Origin of the sequence: Acinetobacter sp. YH12235 (assembly GCF_013417705.1) — a bacterium.
GTDB lineage: Bacteria > Pseudomonadota > Gammaproteobacteria > Pseudomonadales > Moraxellaceae > Acinetobacter.
In genome coordinates, this window is record NZ_VPDL01000002.1 from 183,097 (window position 1) to 198,059 (window position 14,963).

18 protein-coding genes and 4 tRNA genes are annotated in these 14,963 nt (G+C 43.3%); 14 read left to right on the forward strand and 8 right to left on the reverse strand.

Annotation, left to right across the window (positions count from 1 at the left end; genetic code table 11):
- The first annotated feature begins 27 nt into the window (after positions 1-27).
- The 5 genes from FTV13_RS02115 (at position 28) to FTV13_RS02135 (ending at position 3,430) form a co-directional block, all read left to right on the forward strand.
- Positions 28-303 carry a hypothetical protein gene (locus FTV13_RS02115; protein ID WP_004782767.1) on the forward strand — a complete coding sequence of 92 codons (276 nt, stop codon included), beginning with the start codon at positions 28-30 and terminating at the stop codon, positions 301-303.
- A 55-nt stretch (positions 304-358) separates the two neighbouring features.
- Positions 359-817, forward strand: a complete 459-nt coding sequence (locus FTV13_RS02120) for a chorismate lyase (protein ID WP_180010852.1) — start codon at positions 359-361, stop codon at positions 815-817.
- Positions 818-823: 6 nt separating this feature from the next.
- On the forward strand, positions 824-1,702 hold the full coding sequence (ubiA, locus tag FTV13_RS02125) for a 4-hydroxybenzoate octaprenyltransferase (RefSeq protein WP_180010817.1): 879 nt from the start codon (positions 824-826) through the stop codon (positions 1,700-1,702).
- A gap of 106 nt (positions 1,703-1,808) precedes the next feature.
- Entirely contained in the window at positions 1,809-3,059 is a 1,251-nt protein-coding gene (locus FTV13_RS02130; RefSeq protein ID WP_180010819.1) for a S9 family peptidase, read from the forward strand.
- Between the two features lie 110 nt (positions 3,060-3,169).
- A complete protein-coding gene (locus tag FTV13_RS02135; protein ID WP_179992000.1) occupies positions 3,170-3,430 on the forward strand; it encodes a hypothetical protein in 261 nt (86 codons plus the stop codon).
- A gap of 5 nt (positions 3,431-3,435) precedes the next feature.
- Here the strand turns inward: FTV13_RS02135 and FTV13_RS02140 are convergent, their stop codons facing one another.
- The 7 genes from FTV13_RS02140 to FTV13_RS02170 all read right to left on the reverse strand — a co-directional run bounded on the left by FTV13_RS02140 (position 3,436) and on the right by FTV13_RS02170 (position 6,222).
- Positions 3,436-3,870, reverse strand: a complete 435-nt coding sequence (locus tag FTV13_RS02140; protein WP_125279766.1) for a DUF2726 domain-containing protein — start codon at positions 3,868-3,870, stop codon at positions 3,436-3,438.
- A 71-nt stretch (positions 3,871-3,941) separates the two neighbouring features.
- A tRNA-Asn gene (locus tag FTV13_RS02145) sits at positions 3,942-4,017 on the reverse strand.
- Between the two features lie 6 nt (positions 4,018-4,023).
- Positions 4,024-4,099: transfer RNA gene (locus tag FTV13_RS02150), tRNA-Asn, on the reverse strand.
- Positions 4,100-4,378: 279 nt separating this feature from the next.
- Positions 4,379-4,454 (reverse strand) — tRNA-Asn (locus FTV13_RS02155).
- Positions 4,455-4,460: 6 nt separating this feature from the next.
- Positions 4,461-4,536, reverse strand: a tRNA-Asn gene (locus FTV13_RS02160).
- Positions 4,537-4,683: 147 nt separating this feature from the next.
- Positions 4,684-5,310 carry a superoxide dismutase gene (locus FTV13_RS02165; RefSeq protein WP_004782758.1) on the reverse strand — a complete coding sequence of 209 codons (627 nt, stop codon included), beginning with the start codon at positions 5,308-5,310 and terminating at the stop codon, positions 4,684-4,686.
- A gap of 153 nt (positions 5,311-5,463) precedes the next feature.
- Positions 5,464-6,222 (reverse strand): Nif3-like dinuclear metal center hexameric protein, encoded by a 759-nt coding sequence (locus tag FTV13_RS02170; RefSeq protein WP_125278371.1) that lies wholly within the window; start codon positions 6,220-6,222, stop codon positions 5,464-5,466.
- Between the two features lie 170 nt (positions 6,223-6,392).
- Between FTV13_RS02170 and FTV13_RS02175 the strand changes: the two genes are divergently transcribed.
- From FTV13_RS02175 to FTV13_RS02215, 9 genes are all read left to right on the forward strand, one after another.
- Positions 6,393-7,574 carry a S1C family serine protease gene (locus FTV13_RS02175; protein ID WP_004782756.1) on the forward strand — a complete coding sequence of 394 codons (1,182 nt, stop codon included), beginning with the start codon at positions 6,393-6,395 and terminating at the stop codon, positions 7,572-7,574.
- 137 nt (positions 7,575-7,711) lie between these two features.
- Positions 7,712-7,969: a hypothetical protein gene (locus FTV13_RS02180; RefSeq protein WP_005234869.1), complete on the forward strand. Its 258-nt coding sequence runs from the start codon at positions 7,712-7,714 to the stop codon at positions 7,967-7,969.
- A gap of 80 nt (positions 7,970-8,049) precedes the next feature.
- Positions 8,050-8,841, forward strand: a complete 792-nt coding sequence (rutD, locus tag FTV13_RS02185) for a pyrimidine utilization protein D (protein ID WP_179992233.1) — start codon at positions 8,050-8,052, stop codon at positions 8,839-8,841.
- A 335-nt stretch (positions 8,842-9,176) separates the two neighbouring features.
- The gene (gene rutA / locus FTV13_RS02190; protein WP_179992234.1) at positions 9,177-10,283 is read left to right on the forward strand and encodes a pyrimidine utilization protein A; all 1,107 of its coding nucleotides are present in this window, start codon (positions 9,177-9,179) and stop codon (positions 10,281-10,283) included.
- The gene (gene rutB / locus FTV13_RS02195) at positions 10,280-11,041 is read left to right on the forward strand and encodes a pyrimidine utilization protein B (RefSeq protein ID WP_179992235.1); all 762 of its coding nucleotides are present in this window, start codon (positions 10,280-10,282) and stop codon (positions 11,039-11,041) included. The genes rutA and rutB overlap by 4 nt, the downstream gene beginning before the upstream one ends.
- 33 nt (positions 11,042-11,074) lie before the next feature.
- On the forward strand, positions 11,075-11,455 hold the full coding sequence (rutC, locus tag FTV13_RS02200) for a pyrimidine utilization protein C (protein ID WP_179992236.1): 381 nt from the start codon (positions 11,075-11,077) through the stop codon (positions 11,453-11,455).
- Positions 11,456-11,600: 145 nt separating this feature from the next.
- Entirely contained in the window at positions 11,601-12,116 is a 516-nt protein-coding gene (gene rutF / locus FTV13_RS02205) for an NADH-dependent FMN reductase RutF (RefSeq protein ID WP_373684494.1), read from the forward strand.
- Between the two features lie 33 nt (positions 12,117-12,149).
- On the forward strand, positions 12,150-13,511 hold the full coding sequence (rutG, locus tag FTV13_RS02210) for a pyrimidine utilization transport protein G (RefSeq protein WP_179992238.1): 1,362 nt from the start codon (positions 12,150-12,152) through the stop codon (positions 13,509-13,511).
- Between the two features lie 15 nt (positions 13,512-13,526).
- Entirely contained in the window at positions 13,527-14,402 is an 876-nt protein-coding gene (locus tag FTV13_RS02215) for an NAD(P)-dependent oxidoreductase (protein WP_180010821.1), read from the forward strand.
- Positions 14,403-14,547: 145 nt separating this feature from the next.
- Here FTV13_RS02215 and FTV13_RS02220 read toward each other — a convergent pair whose 3' ends face one another.
- Positions 14,548-14,940, reverse strand: a complete 393-nt coding sequence (locus FTV13_RS02220; protein WP_180010855.1) for a carboxymuconolactone decarboxylase family protein — start codon at positions 14,938-14,940, stop codon at positions 14,548-14,550.
- Between the last annotated feature and the right edge of the window lie 23 nt (positions 14,941-14,963).

Consider the following 14,963-nt stretch of genomic DNA (forward strand, 5'->3'; position numbering starts at 1 on the left):
GCTGTTATTGATCAAAGATATGAAGTTATGGCACAACGTAAAAGACATACCGGCTTTTTTCCCTGGATTGATCCTCAGGATCATAGTAAAGGCTTTAAACTGAATTTTTCTGAAGTGACCTATGTAGAAGTTGCGCGTACATCTGAAGGTTATAAGCAGGTCGAGTTTGTGGCATTACGTCATCCTGAGCTGGCTTTGGACTATGACTACCCACAAAGTTTTTATCTCACCACAGATGGCATGATTTTGAAAAAGTTGCCAAATGGAAAATATGAAGTGATTGCCAAGACAGATAATGCCTAATCGTGAAGTTGATAACGTTGTGAGTGTAAAATTTAAAAATCCGCATGGACAGCAGATGCCTACAGCACTTCGAGAGTGGCTGTATGCCTTAGGATCATTGACGCAGCAATTAACGGATTTGGCCGGTGGTCAGTTCCGGGTAGAGCCACAGCAGGAGCATTTTCAGCGTCTGGAATTTGTAGATTCCCGTTGGATGCAGATGCCACATCAGCATACGTCCTGGGTGCGGGAAAGCTATTTATATGGCTGTGAAGAGCAGCCTTGGGTCAAAGCAAAAAGTATATTTCCGATATTAAGCTTGCAAAAACGTGCGCGGATTTTTCAGCATATTGGATCGAAGCCGATTGGCTGGCTATTATTCCAGCGGACCAATCCAAACTGTGAACGACGTGTGATTTATCTGGAAGAGGGTTGGACCCGTCAGAGCTGCTATACTTGGCATGGTTGTAAATTTATCGTACAAGAAACATTTTTACCGGCATTTGAACACTTTATACAAAATCAACAGGCTTAACTTGATATGGCAACTGCACAAGCAATTACCTGGCGTGAACGTCTGAGCGCCTATTATTATCTTTGTCGTTTTGATAAGCCAATTGGCACAGAGCTGGTCTTCTGGCCGACCATGTGGGCGCTATGGGTCGCAGCAAAAGGAATCCCTGATCTCAGTATTCTAGTGCTGATGATTCTAGGTGTAATTTTTATGCGCGCAGCGGGCTGTGCCATTAATGACTTTGCCGACCGTAAAGTGGATGCGCATGTCGAACGTACCAAAACCCGTCCCTTAGCCACCGGTATTATTAGTGCTAAAGAAGCAGTGATGGTCTTTCTGGTGCTCGTCGCAGCCAGTGCCTGCCTGTTATTTTTCCTGCCGATTGAAACCTTTTACTGGTCCTTTGGAGCCTTGTTTTTAGCGTTCATTTATCCGTTTATGAAACGCTATACCCATTTGCCGCAGGTATTTTTGGGAGCTGCATTTTCCTGGTCCATTCCGATGGCTTATACCGCTGTCGGGCAGACACCAGACCTAACCTGCTGGCTTCTCTATTTTGGCAATCTGGCTTGGACCGTGGCCTATGACACGCAATATGCGATTACCGATCGTGAGTATGATTTAAAGATTGGAGTAAAATCGACAGCCATTTTATTCGGTCAGCATGATATTCAGATCATTAGTACCTTACAGGCTCTAAGTCTGGTCTTGATTGGCTCGGCATTATGGATTGAGGATTTGCTTGTTCCATTTGGCCTGATGGGTCTGCTCGCCGTCGCAATTGATTTTATTTACCAATGGTCAAAAACTCGAGATAAGGACCCGCAGCGCTGTTTCTGGGCCTTCCGGCATAACCGTTGGGTGGGGCTGATGATTTTCCTTGGAATCTTTGCCGCGCTTCTGTAACTGCACCTTGTCGATTCATAACAAAAGCATCCTATAAGGGTGCTTTTTTTTATGCTTAATTCAAGATTCTTCATGAAAATCATAAACAACAATAAGGGATTAGAATATGAATAATGTAGTGAAAAACGGTTTCAAAAAAACCTGTCTGGCACTGGTATGTTCCATGTCATTGTTTATGACTGCGTGTAATGACGATGATAATGATTCGTTCCGACCACAGGAAAGGGTATTTTTAAGTCAACACTCTTATGATGAGGATACCTTGCCTGAAGCATCGGATATTCAAGTCATACGCTATAATATGCCAAACGTAAATGGTGAACTGGCTGAAGCGACAGCCATGGTGTTTTATCCAAATATACCTCAACCTCAAGACGGATGGAGGGTGGTGGTTTGGGAACATGGCACGGTGGGTAGCGGTGATTCTTGTGCACCAAGTAATAACCAGCTGAATAATAATTTTAGAGGATTGGCCAGCAGCTTGCTTGCACAGGGATATGTGATTGTTGCACCCGATTATGAAGGATTAGGTACTCGGGGGATCCATCCTTATTTAAATTTAAAAAGTGCGGCACAATCGGCTATCTATGCAGTAAGAGCCTTTAAAGAACAACAAGGAAATCGATTTAATGGTGCTTGGGTTTCAGTGGGACAATCCCAGGGAGGACACGCATCACTTGCCACAGCCCAGTTTGCCGATGAAGATCCAAATTATAAGGCGGCAGTTGCAGCAGCTCCGGCCTCAAGTCTGGGCTATATTATCAGTGAAGTAGCACCGCAAGCGCTTAGTGCTTTGGTTGAGGCTGGACAAGATAATGCTGCGAAAGCGGTCTATGCAGAATTATTGGCATATGCGGCTTATGTGGCTGTAGGGATTAAAGCTTATGAACCAGGCTTTAACTATCGCAATATATTTTCAAGCCGTGCAGCGATTGTGGCTGAAAAGGCAGAAGGTACGACTGGAGAAAATGGACTTTGTTTAGGGCCACTGATTACTGAATATATGCAAGATATTGATGATTATCTGGTGAATAATCCGGAAAAAACAGTCGTGGACTATCCGGGATTAGTAGAAAACTTCCAGAATAATTCGTCGGTTGAAAAGTTCCTAGAGAATAATCAGCCTGCAACTGAAAAAATTAATGTTCCTGTGATGATCATTCAAGGTACTGCAGATATGGCTGTTCCGTATCCAGTAACAAATACTTTACAACAGGGCTTGAAAGATATGGGAACCACAGTGAATTTTGTAGAGGTAGAGAATGCTTCACATACCGAGGCTATTGTACAAAGCAGAACCCAGCTGCTGACCTTTATTAATACCTATATGCCTTCAGGTATTTCTGTCAATCCTTAATCCTAAAAGGAGCTTCGGCTCCTTTTTATTCCTTGTGATGCTAGGCCTTGAGCAATCATTTAAGTTTATTATAGTGGCTTAAGATTATAGGTTATCAGTGTAGGCTCGTTATGTCGGAACAGACAAAACCCCGCAGTATCAAAAAACTGCTTATCTTTGGAACCTTGGCTTTGTGTGTTCCAATTTTTTTGGTGACCATGGCATTTTTAGCTGTTAATAGTGATGCGAAAAATCAGGAAAAATATAAACAGCAACAGGCTGACATGATTGCCCAGATTGAAGCACGCGAAGCGGCTGAAAAATCAAAGGCAGAGCAGGCGGCTCAAGCAACTCAAGCTGCTTCCGAAGCTGAAACAAATTCCTCTCATTAAACTATTTATCTCAAATCTCTTTGAAGCTGCCGGATCGTTGGAATTTCAGTGTAGCGGATGACTGTGTAGCCGGCAGCAATCAGCATCGCATCGCGTTCCGCATCTTCCTGTTCCTTGCCAATATGGCTAGGGTCATCCAGTTCTATAATCGCCACTACATTATATTCCCGGTCCATCACCACAAAATCGGTCACTTTACGGTTGAACTTGCTGCGCATTTTCATATTGTCATGTGTGATCAAAGCACTAAATGCGACCTGTGCCAGAATGTGATGATGCGGAAAAGCATCTTTCAGGCGAGTAAACATCTTGCTTTCGAAAGCTGTAATGACACGCTTGGGATAGAATTTCGTCTGGCGGGTAAACAGATGGGGGAAGAGCAGGCAAATTAAGGCAAAGCTTGCCAGACAGCCAATCACAAAGAATATAAACTGACTCAAATCAAATACGGATCATAAAAGAGAAAAGAATAAAAAAACCCACTTCGCAATGAGTGGGTTTTTCAGAATCTTGGCTCTCCCACCTGGGCTCGAACCAGGGACCTGCGGATTAACAGTCCGTCGCTCTACCGACTGAGCTATGGGAGAATAGATTGGCTCTCCAACCTGGGCTCGAACCAGGGACCTGCGGATTAACAGTCCGTCGCTCTACCGACTGAGCTATTGGAGAATCAGAAAGCGATTATAGAGAGATTTAAAAAGGGGTCAAGGCACTTTTATAAAAAAGCTGAAAAAACTGAATCAAGTGTTTTAAAAATAATCAAAAATGATTGTAGTTCAAAATGTTATGTTTATGTAAACCCAGATTAAAGGTAGAGGGGAAGCGTGATTATTCTCTGCCATGGTTGCGAGTCGCTAACACTACAAACAGGACACATATAGATATTTAATCCCAAAAAGACAGATATAAAAAAACCCACTTCATAATGAGTGGGTTTTTTCAGAATCTTGGCTCTCCCACCTGGGCTCGAACCAGGGACCTGCGGATTAACAGTCCGTCGCTCTACCGACTGAGCTATGGGAGAATAGATTGGCTCTCCAACCTGGGCTCGAACCAGGGACCTGCGGATTAACAGTCCGTCGCTCTACCGACTGAGCTATTGGAGAATCTGATGCGCATTTTAGGCAGGAAAACAAAGACCGTCAATCAATTCCTGTAAAGAAATGAATCATTTGCTTTTTTAATATGCACCTCAGGCCCAAAAATAAAAAAATCACCCATAAAGGGTGATTTTTTAAGCTGGAAATAAAAAATTATTTCTCAACACCAGCAGGTTGACCTGCATATTTCGCATTTGCGTAGTCCCAGTTCACCAGGCTTTCTAGGAAAGTAGAGATGTATTTAGGACGAGCGTTACGGTAATCGATGTAGTAAGCGTGTTCCCAAACGTCGATTGTCAACACAGCGATTTTGCCGTGCGCCATCGGAGTGTCAGCATTTGAAGTTTTAAGGATAGAAAGGTTACCGTTTACTTCATCAGCAACTAACCAAGCCCAACCTGAACCGAACTGAGTTGCAGCAGCAGTTGCGAACTCTTCAGCGAATTTTTCGTAAGAACCGAAAGCTTCGTCAATTTTTGCAGCCAAAGCGCCAGTTGCTTTACCGCCACCGTTTTTAGTCAAGCAGTTCCAGTAGAATGTGTGGTTCCATACTTGCGCAGCGTTGTTAAATACACCTGCTTTAGATGAATCACCAGCAGTTGCTTTGATGATTTCTTCTAGCGTTTTGCCTTCAAGCTCAGTACCAGCGATCAGGTTGTTCAGGTTAACCACATAAGTGTTGTGGTGTTTGTCGTGGTGGTATTCTAAAGTTTCTTTGCTGATGTGTGGAGCAAGAGCGTCGTAGTCGTATGGTAATGGTGGTAAAGTAATGGTTGTCATGTTTTCAATTCCTTGCATTTTGCTGGGTTTTGACAATAAGTGGCGTTATTGTAATAGATTCTTAGGCAAAAATGGGCACTGTGTATAAATAACAATACAGAATAAAGCCTGAAAATTTAAAGATAAAGCCACCAATGTACTTGCCAATCGAAATTAAATCGGATTGTTTAATTCGAAATAACTATACTCAATATTAAATTGTTCTGAAATAGCTTTAGCCAGACGTTGTACACCATATTTTTCAGTGGCGTGGTGGCCGCAGGCATAATAATGCACATCCAGTTCCTGAGCATCATAAAAAGTACGTTCACTGACTTCGCCAGAAATATAAGCATCACAGTCTTGTGCTGCCGCTTTATGAATATAATCCTGTGCACCACCGGTACAGAAACCGACTTTTTGAATCAGGTTTTTTTCGGCAGGTAAATGTAACGCATCATAACCGAGTCTTTCTGAAACATAGGCTTTGAATCCTTCTGGCGTCATGGCCTGTTTTAAATAACCAATATTCCCAATTGGACGGCGCTCATTCGGATCAAGCTGTTCAAGGTTTTCCAGTTCCAGCAGGTCTGCAATCGCAATATTATTTCCCAGCGTTGGATGGCTGTCTAAGGGCAGGTGATAACCGACAAGCGAAATATCATGTTGGATCAGGCTTTTAATCCGTTTACCACGCATCCCGGTAATCGGGTAGGCTTCACCTTTCCAGAAATAACCATGATGTACCAGTAACAAATCAGCACCTTGTTCAATCGCAGCTTCGATCGCAGTTTGGGAGGCAGTAACCGCACATAAAATTTTATTGACTTCAGCGCGGCCTTCGATCTGTAAGCCATTCGGTGCATAGTCCTTAAATTCGGAAGATGCCAAAGTCTGATCGCACCAGCGGATAATATCGTTTAAATTCGCCATAAAATTCCTGTCAGTTGATGAACTTGCCAATTCTTATCTATATGTCCAATTGTAACTAAAGCAGCACAAATCTCTGTGGATTTTTTTGTGTTTAGTTATGTATTTGGCATTACAATAGGATACAAATTACTTAGTCATCAACGAATTAAAATATTTTAGAGGATAGCAAAGTGCGCCGCACCTTTACATGGTTACCTTGGGTGTTACTGATTTTAGTCATTATCGGTTTTTTGGGGTGGCAGCAGCTGCAGAAACCTAAATCACCGATTGCGCCGGATGGCGTAAAAATGCCTGCTGAAAAAGTAGAACCGTTGATTGATACTTCGCGTTCTGGAGGGGTTGTCTCCTATAGTGCCGCCGTGAAAGTCGCAGCACCTGCGGTGGTGAATATCTTTACCACACAAAAAGTAAAACAGCAGGCGCACCCTTTATTGACAGATCCAGTCTTCCGTGAATTTTTCGGTGATCAGTTGCCAGACCAGTTTGGTCAGAGTCCAAATGAAAACAGTTTAGGTTCAGGTGTAATTGTACGTCCTGATGGTTATATCCTGACCAATAACCACGTGATTGCACAAGCAGACCAGATTGTGGTGGCTTTGCATGATGGACGCCGTGCCGAAGCCAAGGTCGTGGGTACAGACCCAGATACGGATTTGGCTGTAATCAAGATCGAACTTGAACAATTGCCAGTTTTGCCATTCAAGCTGAGTGGCAATGAAGTCGGTGATGTTGTTCTGGCTATTGGTAACCCGTTTGGTGTCGGTCAAACCGTGACTCAGGGGATTATTTCTGCGACAGGCCGTTCTGATCTGGGCATCAATACCTATGAAGACTTTATTCAGACAGATGCTGCAATTAACCCGGGTAACTCGGGTGGTGCATTGATTGATGTTGCTGGTAACCTGATCGGGGTAAATACAGCAATCTTCTCCCAAACAGGTGGCTCACTGGGGATTGGTTTTGCGATTCCCGCTAAAATCTGTCAGCAAGTGATGAATGCAATCCTGAAAGATGGCCGTGTCGTTCGTGGCTGGCTGGGTATCAGTCTGTTGCCGACAGAACGTAATGATGTATTACAACCTAAAGAATCAGGTGTAGTGGTCGCTGAAGTGCTGGAAAATGGACCTGCAGCAAAAGCTGGCATCCAGCGTGGTGATAAAATCATTAAGGTGAATAATGAAGTGATTACTTCTGCCTCACATCTGATTAATTTTGTCGCTTTACAGGCCCCAAACAGTACTGTTCAGATTGAAGTAGAACGCGCTGGAAAAACTATGACACTGGATGTGGTGATTAGTGAACGTAAAACGCAAAGCAGTTCTTCACAATATATTCCTTTACCAGGTCAGTAATTTTTTCTTCAGGAAAATCCCTCCATGTGAGGGATTTTTTATGCACGCTGTATTTACTATAGATACAAAACAAAAATATTTTATGTGAATTAAATCATTTAACTTCATTGAATAAAAATCAAAAAGGGTGAAGAACAATGAGTTTTATGACTGCGGATCAGGCCAAAATTTTATCGGATGTGGCCAATTTAAATATTGAAATGTATAAGCCTCGCTTGGCTCAACTGATTGAAGATAATGCCCGACTGGGCAATACCGCTGTGCTAACGGTATTTCCCAAACATTTGCCCTTGGAAGAAATTCGTGGTCTTTCGGCGGAGTTGACTGAGCTTGGTTATAACGTGCGCTTTGAGGTGCAGGAATTTTATTATAGCTTTAATGTTTACTGGCTATAATTTTATCAATTGTTCAAAAAAAATCCTGTTCAGGCATATATTTTGCTGCATTTACCTCATAACGAAACTATGAGAAATTTATGTCTTTATTTATTCATCCTGCAGCACAGGCAGATGCACCTTATGTGGTGCTTTCATCCGGACTGGGCGGGCATGCCAGTTTCTGGAATCCTCAAATTAGAGTTTTACAGCAGCATTTTCATGTAGTCACTTATGATCAGGAAGGCTGTCATTCAGATTCTGAACTCTTGCCCATGCCTTATTCGATCGACCATATGGCCTGCCAGATTCTGGATTTATTGATCAATGATGGTATTCGAGAGTTTCATTTTATCGGGCATGCATTGGGCGGACATATCGGCATGCAACTGGCGACCTATCAGGCTGAAAGAAAGTTTAAGCTGCTCAGTCTGACCATGTTAAATGCTTGGGGAGAGCTGGATGCTCATACTCAGAAATGTTTCGAGGCACGAACTTCCTTATTGGTGAATAGCGGGGCAGAGGCTTATGTGAGAGCACAGGCTTTATTTCTTTATCCGTCGCAGTGGATCTCAACCCATATTGATCAGTTAACTGAAGCAGAAAATAAGCAGCTTTTAGATTTTCCTCCAATTTCAAATGTTCTAGCACGCTTACAAGCTGTACAGGCCTTTAAACTGAACGAAGAGCATCAGCAAGCACTCAAAGATGTTCGTGTGCATCTGCTTGCTAATCAGGATGATTTTCTGGTGCCTTATCAACGGTCACAGCAATTACAACAATGCTTGCCGCATAGTCATCTCAGTTTGCTTGATACAGGTGCACATGCTTCCACCGTGACCGAGACAGATCAGGTCAATCAACGGATCCTTTCCTTCCTGATTTCCCCTTAGTTTGAAGATTTTTTAAAAGCCAGACCTCCTGTCTGGTTTTTTATTTTTTCTAATTAATCATTTTGTAGCGTTAGTATGGTTTTTACTTCGAATTGATGCATGAACTGCAAATGCACAAATTGCTACGAGTGCACTTGAATGAAACAGTATGTTCAAAATTGACTCATAGGTAAAAATGGTTATTTTACTAAAAATTCAAAAAATAAAATATTAAGTATTTGATAAATATTAACTAAATATAGTTGGCACACGATTTGCAATGTTTATCTTGTAAATAAAATTCCCGAAGTGGAATCAGAATTTTGAATAAGTGTTAAAAATAATGAGGTGTGAAAATGAAAATAGGTGTCTTCTGTCCAATCGGAAATAATGGCTGGTTACTCTCTGAAAATGCACCGCAGTACATGCCGACTTTTGAGTTAAATAAACAAATCGTACAGCGCGCTGAGCACTATGGTTTCGATTTCGCACTTTCTATGATCAAGCTGCGTGGCTTTGGCGGCAAGACTGAATTCTGGGAACATAACCTGGAAACGTTTACCCTGATGGCAGGTCTTGCGGCTGTCACCAGCAAAATTAAAATTTTCGCAACTGCCGCAACTCTGGTGATGCCACCCGCAATTGTCGCGCGGATGGCATCAACCATTGATTCGATTTCAAATGGCCGTTTTGGTCTGAATGTCGTGACCGGCTGGCAGCCACCTGAATATACCCAAATGGGCATGTGGCCAGGTAATGACTATTTTGGCAAACGCTATGAATATCTGTCTGAGTATGTACAGATTCTTCGTGAACTTTGGGCGACTGGTAAATCAGACTTTAAAGGCGAACATTTCCAGATGGAAGACTGCCGTGTGAGCCCACGTCCACAAGCGGATATGAAAATTATCTGTGCAGGTCAGTCTGATGCAGGTTTAGAGTTTTCTGCACAATATGCCGACTACAACTTCGTATTTGGTAAAGGCCTGAATACTCCAACAGCTTATGCAGAAATTAATGACCGCCTAAAAGAAAAAACAGATGTGACTGGCCGTGATGTACAGACTTATGTGCTGTTTATGGTGATTGCTGCTGAAACCGATGAAGAAGCGCAAGCAAAATGGCAGCACTATAACGATGGTGCTGATATGGAAGCGATTAACTGGCTGATGAATCAAGGCGGTAAAGATACGACTTCTGGTACAGATACCAATATCCGTCAAATGGCTTCTAGCGTATCTCCAGTGAATATAAATATGGGTACGCTGGTGGGTTCTTATGAAAATGTGGCACGAATGTTGGATGAAATTGGCGAGATCAAGGGTACCGAAGGGGTGCTGCTGACGTTTGATGATTTTATTCAAGGGGTTGAAGATTTCGGTCAAAAAATCCAGCCGCTGATGAAATGCCGTGAGCATATTGTGATTGCAGGTGAAGAGCCAGTTCTGGAGAAAAGTGCATGAGTGAATCAATGGTAAAAGCCGGTTTTACTGAAAAACTCGGCACAGGAAAAACCCTTAAAGCGGAACCAGAAGCGATCTGTCTTGCACCAGAACAGACAGCCTTGATTGTGATTGATATGCAGAATGCCTATACCTCTCAGGGTGGCTATCTGGATCTGGCGGGCTTTGATGTCTCAAAGACCAAGCCCGTGGTTGAAAATATTAAAAAGGCAGTTGATGCAGCGCATGCAGCAGGTATTCAGGTGATTTATTTCAAAAATGGCTGGGATGCGGAATATAAGGAAGCAGGTGGTACTGACTCTCCAAATTTCCATAAATCGAATGCCTTAAAGACTATGCGTAAACGTCCTGAATTACAAGGAAAATTGCTGGCTAAGGGTGGCTGGGATTTTGAATTGATTGATGAGTTAAAGCCACTGCCACAAGACCTGGTGATTGAAAAGCCACGTTATAGCGGTTTCTTTAATACCGCACTGGATAGCATGTTGCGTGTCCGAGGTATTCGCAATCTGGTCTTTGTCGGGATTGCCACCAACGTGTGTGTGGAATCGACGCTACGTGATGGTTTTTTCCTGGAGTATTTTGGTGTCGCACTTGCTGATGCTTGCCATCAGGCAGGTCCAGTCGAAGCGCATGAAGCCAGTCTGTATAACATCAAGACCTTCTTTGGCTGGGTGTCAGATACTGCAAATTTTGTAGAGACCTTTCAAAAAGAAAGTGAGTCACTAAAAGAAACTAAATTAGCTGTAAGCGCATAAAGAATTAAAGATCAGGATTAAGGAAAAAATACTATGCCTAAAGAAATCATTATTCCAGCAGGAACATCGAAACCATTAGCACCGTATGTACCGGCAACCAAGGCAGACAATATTGTATATGTGTCCGGTACATTAGCTTTTGATGAAAATAATAATGTGGTGCATGTTGGGGATGCCGCAGCACAGACCCGTCATATTCTAGAAACTATCAAGCGCGTGATTGAAGAAGCGGGCGGCAGCATGGATGACGTAACCTTTAATCATGTGTTTGTCAAAGACTGGGCAGATTATGCTGCGATTAATGCAGTTTATGCAGAGTATTTCCCGGGAGATAAGCCGGCACGGTATTGCGTACAGACAGGTTTGGTCAAACCTGATGCGCTGGTCGAAATTGCTTCGATTGCCCATATATAAGCCGATCCACCTGATTCAATCTCATTACTAGATGCCCCAGGTCTGAAACTGAACATTGACTTGGGGTAGGGAGAACAGCATGAATGCCAAACTATCTAAAATCATCTCAGAAACAGTTGCAGAAAATAATGCATTAAATAAGGTTTTGGCGACTAAGGCATCGGGTGACATTTTTACCCAGGTTGATCAGCAGATTTTCCGTCAGGGCATGTCCAATTTGGGGGCTGCGGTGAATGTGATTACCACGCAAGGCGATGCAGGAATGGCTGGATTTACCGCTTCGGCCGTATGCAGTGTGACGGATACACCACCAACGTTGCTGGTGTGTCTGAACCGTTCTGCGTCAGTCTATGAAACCTTTAAAAAGAATCAGGTGTTGTGTGTGAATACCTTGGCATCACATCAACAATATCTCTCCAATCTGTTTGGTGGAAAAACACCAATGGCAGAGCGTTTCAGTCAGGGGAACTGGAAAACCTTGGTGACCCAGTCACCTGTACTTGAGGATGCCTTAGTCAGTTTTGACTGCGAGGTGGTCCAATGTTTATCCGTAGGCAGTCATGACGTGCTGTTCTGTGAGGTGAAAGCCATGTGCCAGAGTCGAGGCAATGCGCTGATGTACTTCAACCGTTCTTACTGTGAGCCACACAAAATGTGCTAATTCAATTCAATCCTAATCAAGGAGGGGAAGCCGATGCAAGAAAAAGAAACGTGGTTTCCAAAATTCAAGCCTTACCAAGGCAATCTCGATACCACACCCGTGCAAACAGATGAATATCTGCCTGCTGGAAAAAGTATTATTCTCGGGTTACAGCATGTGTTTGCCATGTTTGGCGCAACCGTGCTGGCACCCTTATTAATGGGGTTTGATCCTAATCTCACGATTTTTATTACCGGGATTGGAACCATTTTATTTTTCCTGATCACGGGCGGTCGATTGCCTAGTTATCTGGGATCAAGCTTTGCCTTTATTGGTGCGGTCGTCGCAGTGACGGGTTATTCAGGGGTTGGAGCCAATCCAAATATAGGATTAGCCCTTGGCGGTACGATTGCTTGCGGTATTGTTTATGCCTTGATTGGTCTGCTGGTGATGAAAACTGGCACCAACTGGATTGAAAAACTGATGCCGCCAGTAGTGACAGGCGTGATCGTGATGATCATCGGTTTGAATCTGGCACCCGTGGCGATTAAGAGTGTTTCAGCGAATCAGTTTGATTCGTGGATGGCATTAATCACCATTATCTGTATCAGTGTGATTGCTGTGTTTACCCGAGGAATGGTACGCCGTCTATTATTGTTATTGGGCTTATTATCTTCCTACCTGATTTATTTCCTTTTCACCAATGTGATGGGCTTCGGACCTGCGATTGATTTTACCAAGGTCAGTGAAGCAGCATGGTTTGGTTTGCCAAATTTCCAGAGTCCGGTCTTTGAAATAAATGCCATGCTAATGATTGCACCAGTGGCAATTATCTTGGTTGCAGAAAATCTGGGACACTTTAAGGCAGTCTCTGCGATGACCGGTAAAAACCTGTCACCGTATATGGGACGCGGTTTCTTTGCTGATGGGGTGTGTACTTCATTGTCAGCTTCTGTCGGTGGTACAGGCATGACCACTTATGCCGAAAATATCGGTGTAATGGCAGTCACCAGAGTTTATGCAACCACTGTATTTGTCTTTGCTGGTATCTTCGCAATTTTACTCGGACTTTCGCCTAAATTTGGCGCAGTGATCAGTACCATTCCAGTGGCTTTATTGGGTGGTGCATCGATTGTCGTATTTGGTCTGATTACGGTGGCTGGTGCGAAAATTTGGGTAGATAACCGTGTTGATTTCACCAAGAACAGTACACTGATCATTGGTGCCGTGTGTCTGATCATGGGTACAGGGAACTATAGCTTGCAGATCGGTGGTTTTGATCTGGGTGGTATTGGTACCGCAACCTTAGCCGCAATTCTATTGAATCTATTCCTGAACCGTGGTGAAGATAAAGAATTACCAGCATCTGAATCAGCTGAAACCGTAACTGAGGTTGAGGCTAAGCCAGTCGCTTAAAATGAGGAGTATTTTTTGAGTCATTCAATTGCATTTTTAGGACTCGGGGCAATGGGCTGGCATATGGCCTCCCATTTGCCAAAATTCGGACATCAGGTTTGGGTCTGGAACCGCACTGAACAGAAAGCTGTAGCGCATGCCGAAACTTTTGCAACTCAAGCAGTGAGTATTGAGCAGGCGGTTCAGGCGGATTTTATTTTTTCCTGTTTGCCGACCAGTCAGGATGTGGAAGCATTGATTGCAGCCCATCCACCCAAACAAGGTGCAATCTGGATTGACTGTACCAGCGGGGTGCCAGAATCTGCCCAGAAACTGGCGAAGCTCCTGGAGAAACAAGGCAGTTTTTATCTGGATGCACCGGTTTCGGGTCAAACGATTGGGGCAGAACGTGGCACTTTAACCGTTATGGTCGGAGGCAATGAACAAGCCTTTGAGCAAGCTAAACCGATCATTGATGCCTTTGCTAGTTTAATTGAATATGTGGGAGAAAGTGGTTCGGGCTTTGCGGTGAAAGCCGTGAATAATACCTTAATGGCGACTCACTTATGGGCATTGGCTGAAGGACTGACTGTACTGAAAGGACAGGGCGTTGATTTAAGCAGTGCACTGAACTGTATTAATCATTCCAGTGGTAAAAGCAGCATGTCGGAAAATATCATGGCGCAGCGTGTACTGAACCGTGAATTTAACAAGACCTTTGCACTGGATCTATTGCAGAAAGATATTGGCATTGCTTTGAAGCTGGTACAACAACAGCAACTGGATTTATCGGTGATGTCTTTGGTTCAGCAAAAGTTTCAGCAAATAGCGAAATCTCAGGCCAGTCAATTAGATTTTTCCGCTGCGGTGCAAGGCTTGGAGCAACGTACTCAAATTGAATTAAGAGGATAAGTTTATTTTTAATTTTTTATTAAACAGAGAAACTATGATTCTTTAATTAAAGAACAATAGATTTATCGATTCAAAATTTAAAAAACCGGGAATTTTAATTCCCGGCTTTATTATTGCTAAGATGGCTAAATAGCCTAAGCAATTCTTAACTCTGCTGATTCGATTGATATTCTTGGATCACTTCAAGCGCTGCACGGAAGGCTTCCTGAGTAGCAGGGGCACCGCAGTAAGGCAGGCTATGCAGTAGCACTTCCTGAATTTCTTCAACTGTTGCACCATTATTCAAAGCGCCACGAACATGGCCTTTCAATTCAGTTGGGCTTTTTTGCGCGGTAAGAAAAGCAATGGTAATTAAAGAACGGTATTTACGTGGTAAAATCCCTTCACGTTGCCAGGTTGAACCCCAAGCATGTTCATTAATCCAGTCCTGCAAAGGCTGAGTAAAAGGAACTGTATTGTCCTGAGCACGTTTTACAAAACTTGCACCCATCACTTCAGTACGGACTTTCAAGCCATTTTCATAATCTTGTTGTGACATCATTGACCCTCAATTTTATTATG

Excerpts from the sequence above, each read along its gene's own strand:
- FTV13_RS02115 (WP_004782767.1), top strand. The coding sequence starts at position 28 with ATGGCACAACGTAAAAGACATACCGGCTTTTTTCCCTGGATTGATCCT.
- FTV13_RS02120 (WP_180010852.1), top strand. The coding sequence starts at position 359 with ATGCCTACAGCACTTCGAGAGTGGCTGTATGCCTTAGGATCATTGACG.
- ubiA (WP_180010817.1), top strand. The coding sequence starts at position 824 with ATGGCAACTGCACAAGCAATTACCTGGCGTGAACGTCTGAGCGCCTAT.
- FTV13_RS02130 (WP_180010819.1), top strand. The coding sequence starts at position 1,809 with ATGAATAATGTAGTGAAAAACGGTTTCAAAAAAACCTGTCTGGCACTG.
- FTV13_RS02135 (WP_179992000.1), top strand. The coding sequence starts at position 3,170 with ATGTCGGAACAGACAAAACCCCGCAGTATCAAAAAACTGCTTATCTTT.
- FTV13_RS02165 (WP_004782758.1), bottom strand. The coding sequence starts at position 5,310 with ATGACAACCATTACTTTACCACCATTACCATACGACTACGACGCTCTT.
- FTV13_RS02170 (WP_125278371.1), bottom strand. The coding sequence starts at position 6,222 with ATGGCGAATTTAAACGATATTATCCGCTGGTGCGATCAGACTTTGGCA.
- FTV13_RS02180 (WP_005234869.1), top strand. The coding sequence starts at position 7,712 with ATGAGTTTTATGACTGCGGATCAGGCCAAAATTTTATCGGATGTGGCC.
- rutD (WP_179992233.1), top strand. The coding sequence starts at position 8,050 with ATGTCTTTATTTATTCATCCTGCAGCACAGGCAGATGCACCTTATGTG.
- rutA (WP_179992234.1), top strand. The coding sequence starts at position 9,177 with ATGAAAATAGGTGTCTTCTGTCCAATCGGAAATAATGGCTGGTTACTC.
- rutB (WP_179992235.1), top strand. The coding sequence starts at position 10,280 with ATGAGTGAATCAATGGTAAAAGCCGGTTTTACTGAAAAACTCGGCACA.
- rutC (WP_179992236.1), top strand. The coding sequence starts at position 11,075 with ATGCCTAAAGAAATCATTATTCCAGCAGGAACATCGAAACCATTAGCA.
- rutG (WP_179992238.1), top strand. The coding sequence starts at position 12,150 with ATGCAAGAAAAAGAAACGTGGTTTCCAAAATTCAAGCCTTACCAAGGC.
- FTV13_RS02220 (WP_180010855.1), bottom strand. The coding sequence starts at position 14,940 with ATGTCACAACAAGATTATGAAAATGGCTTGAAAGTCCGTACTGAAGTG.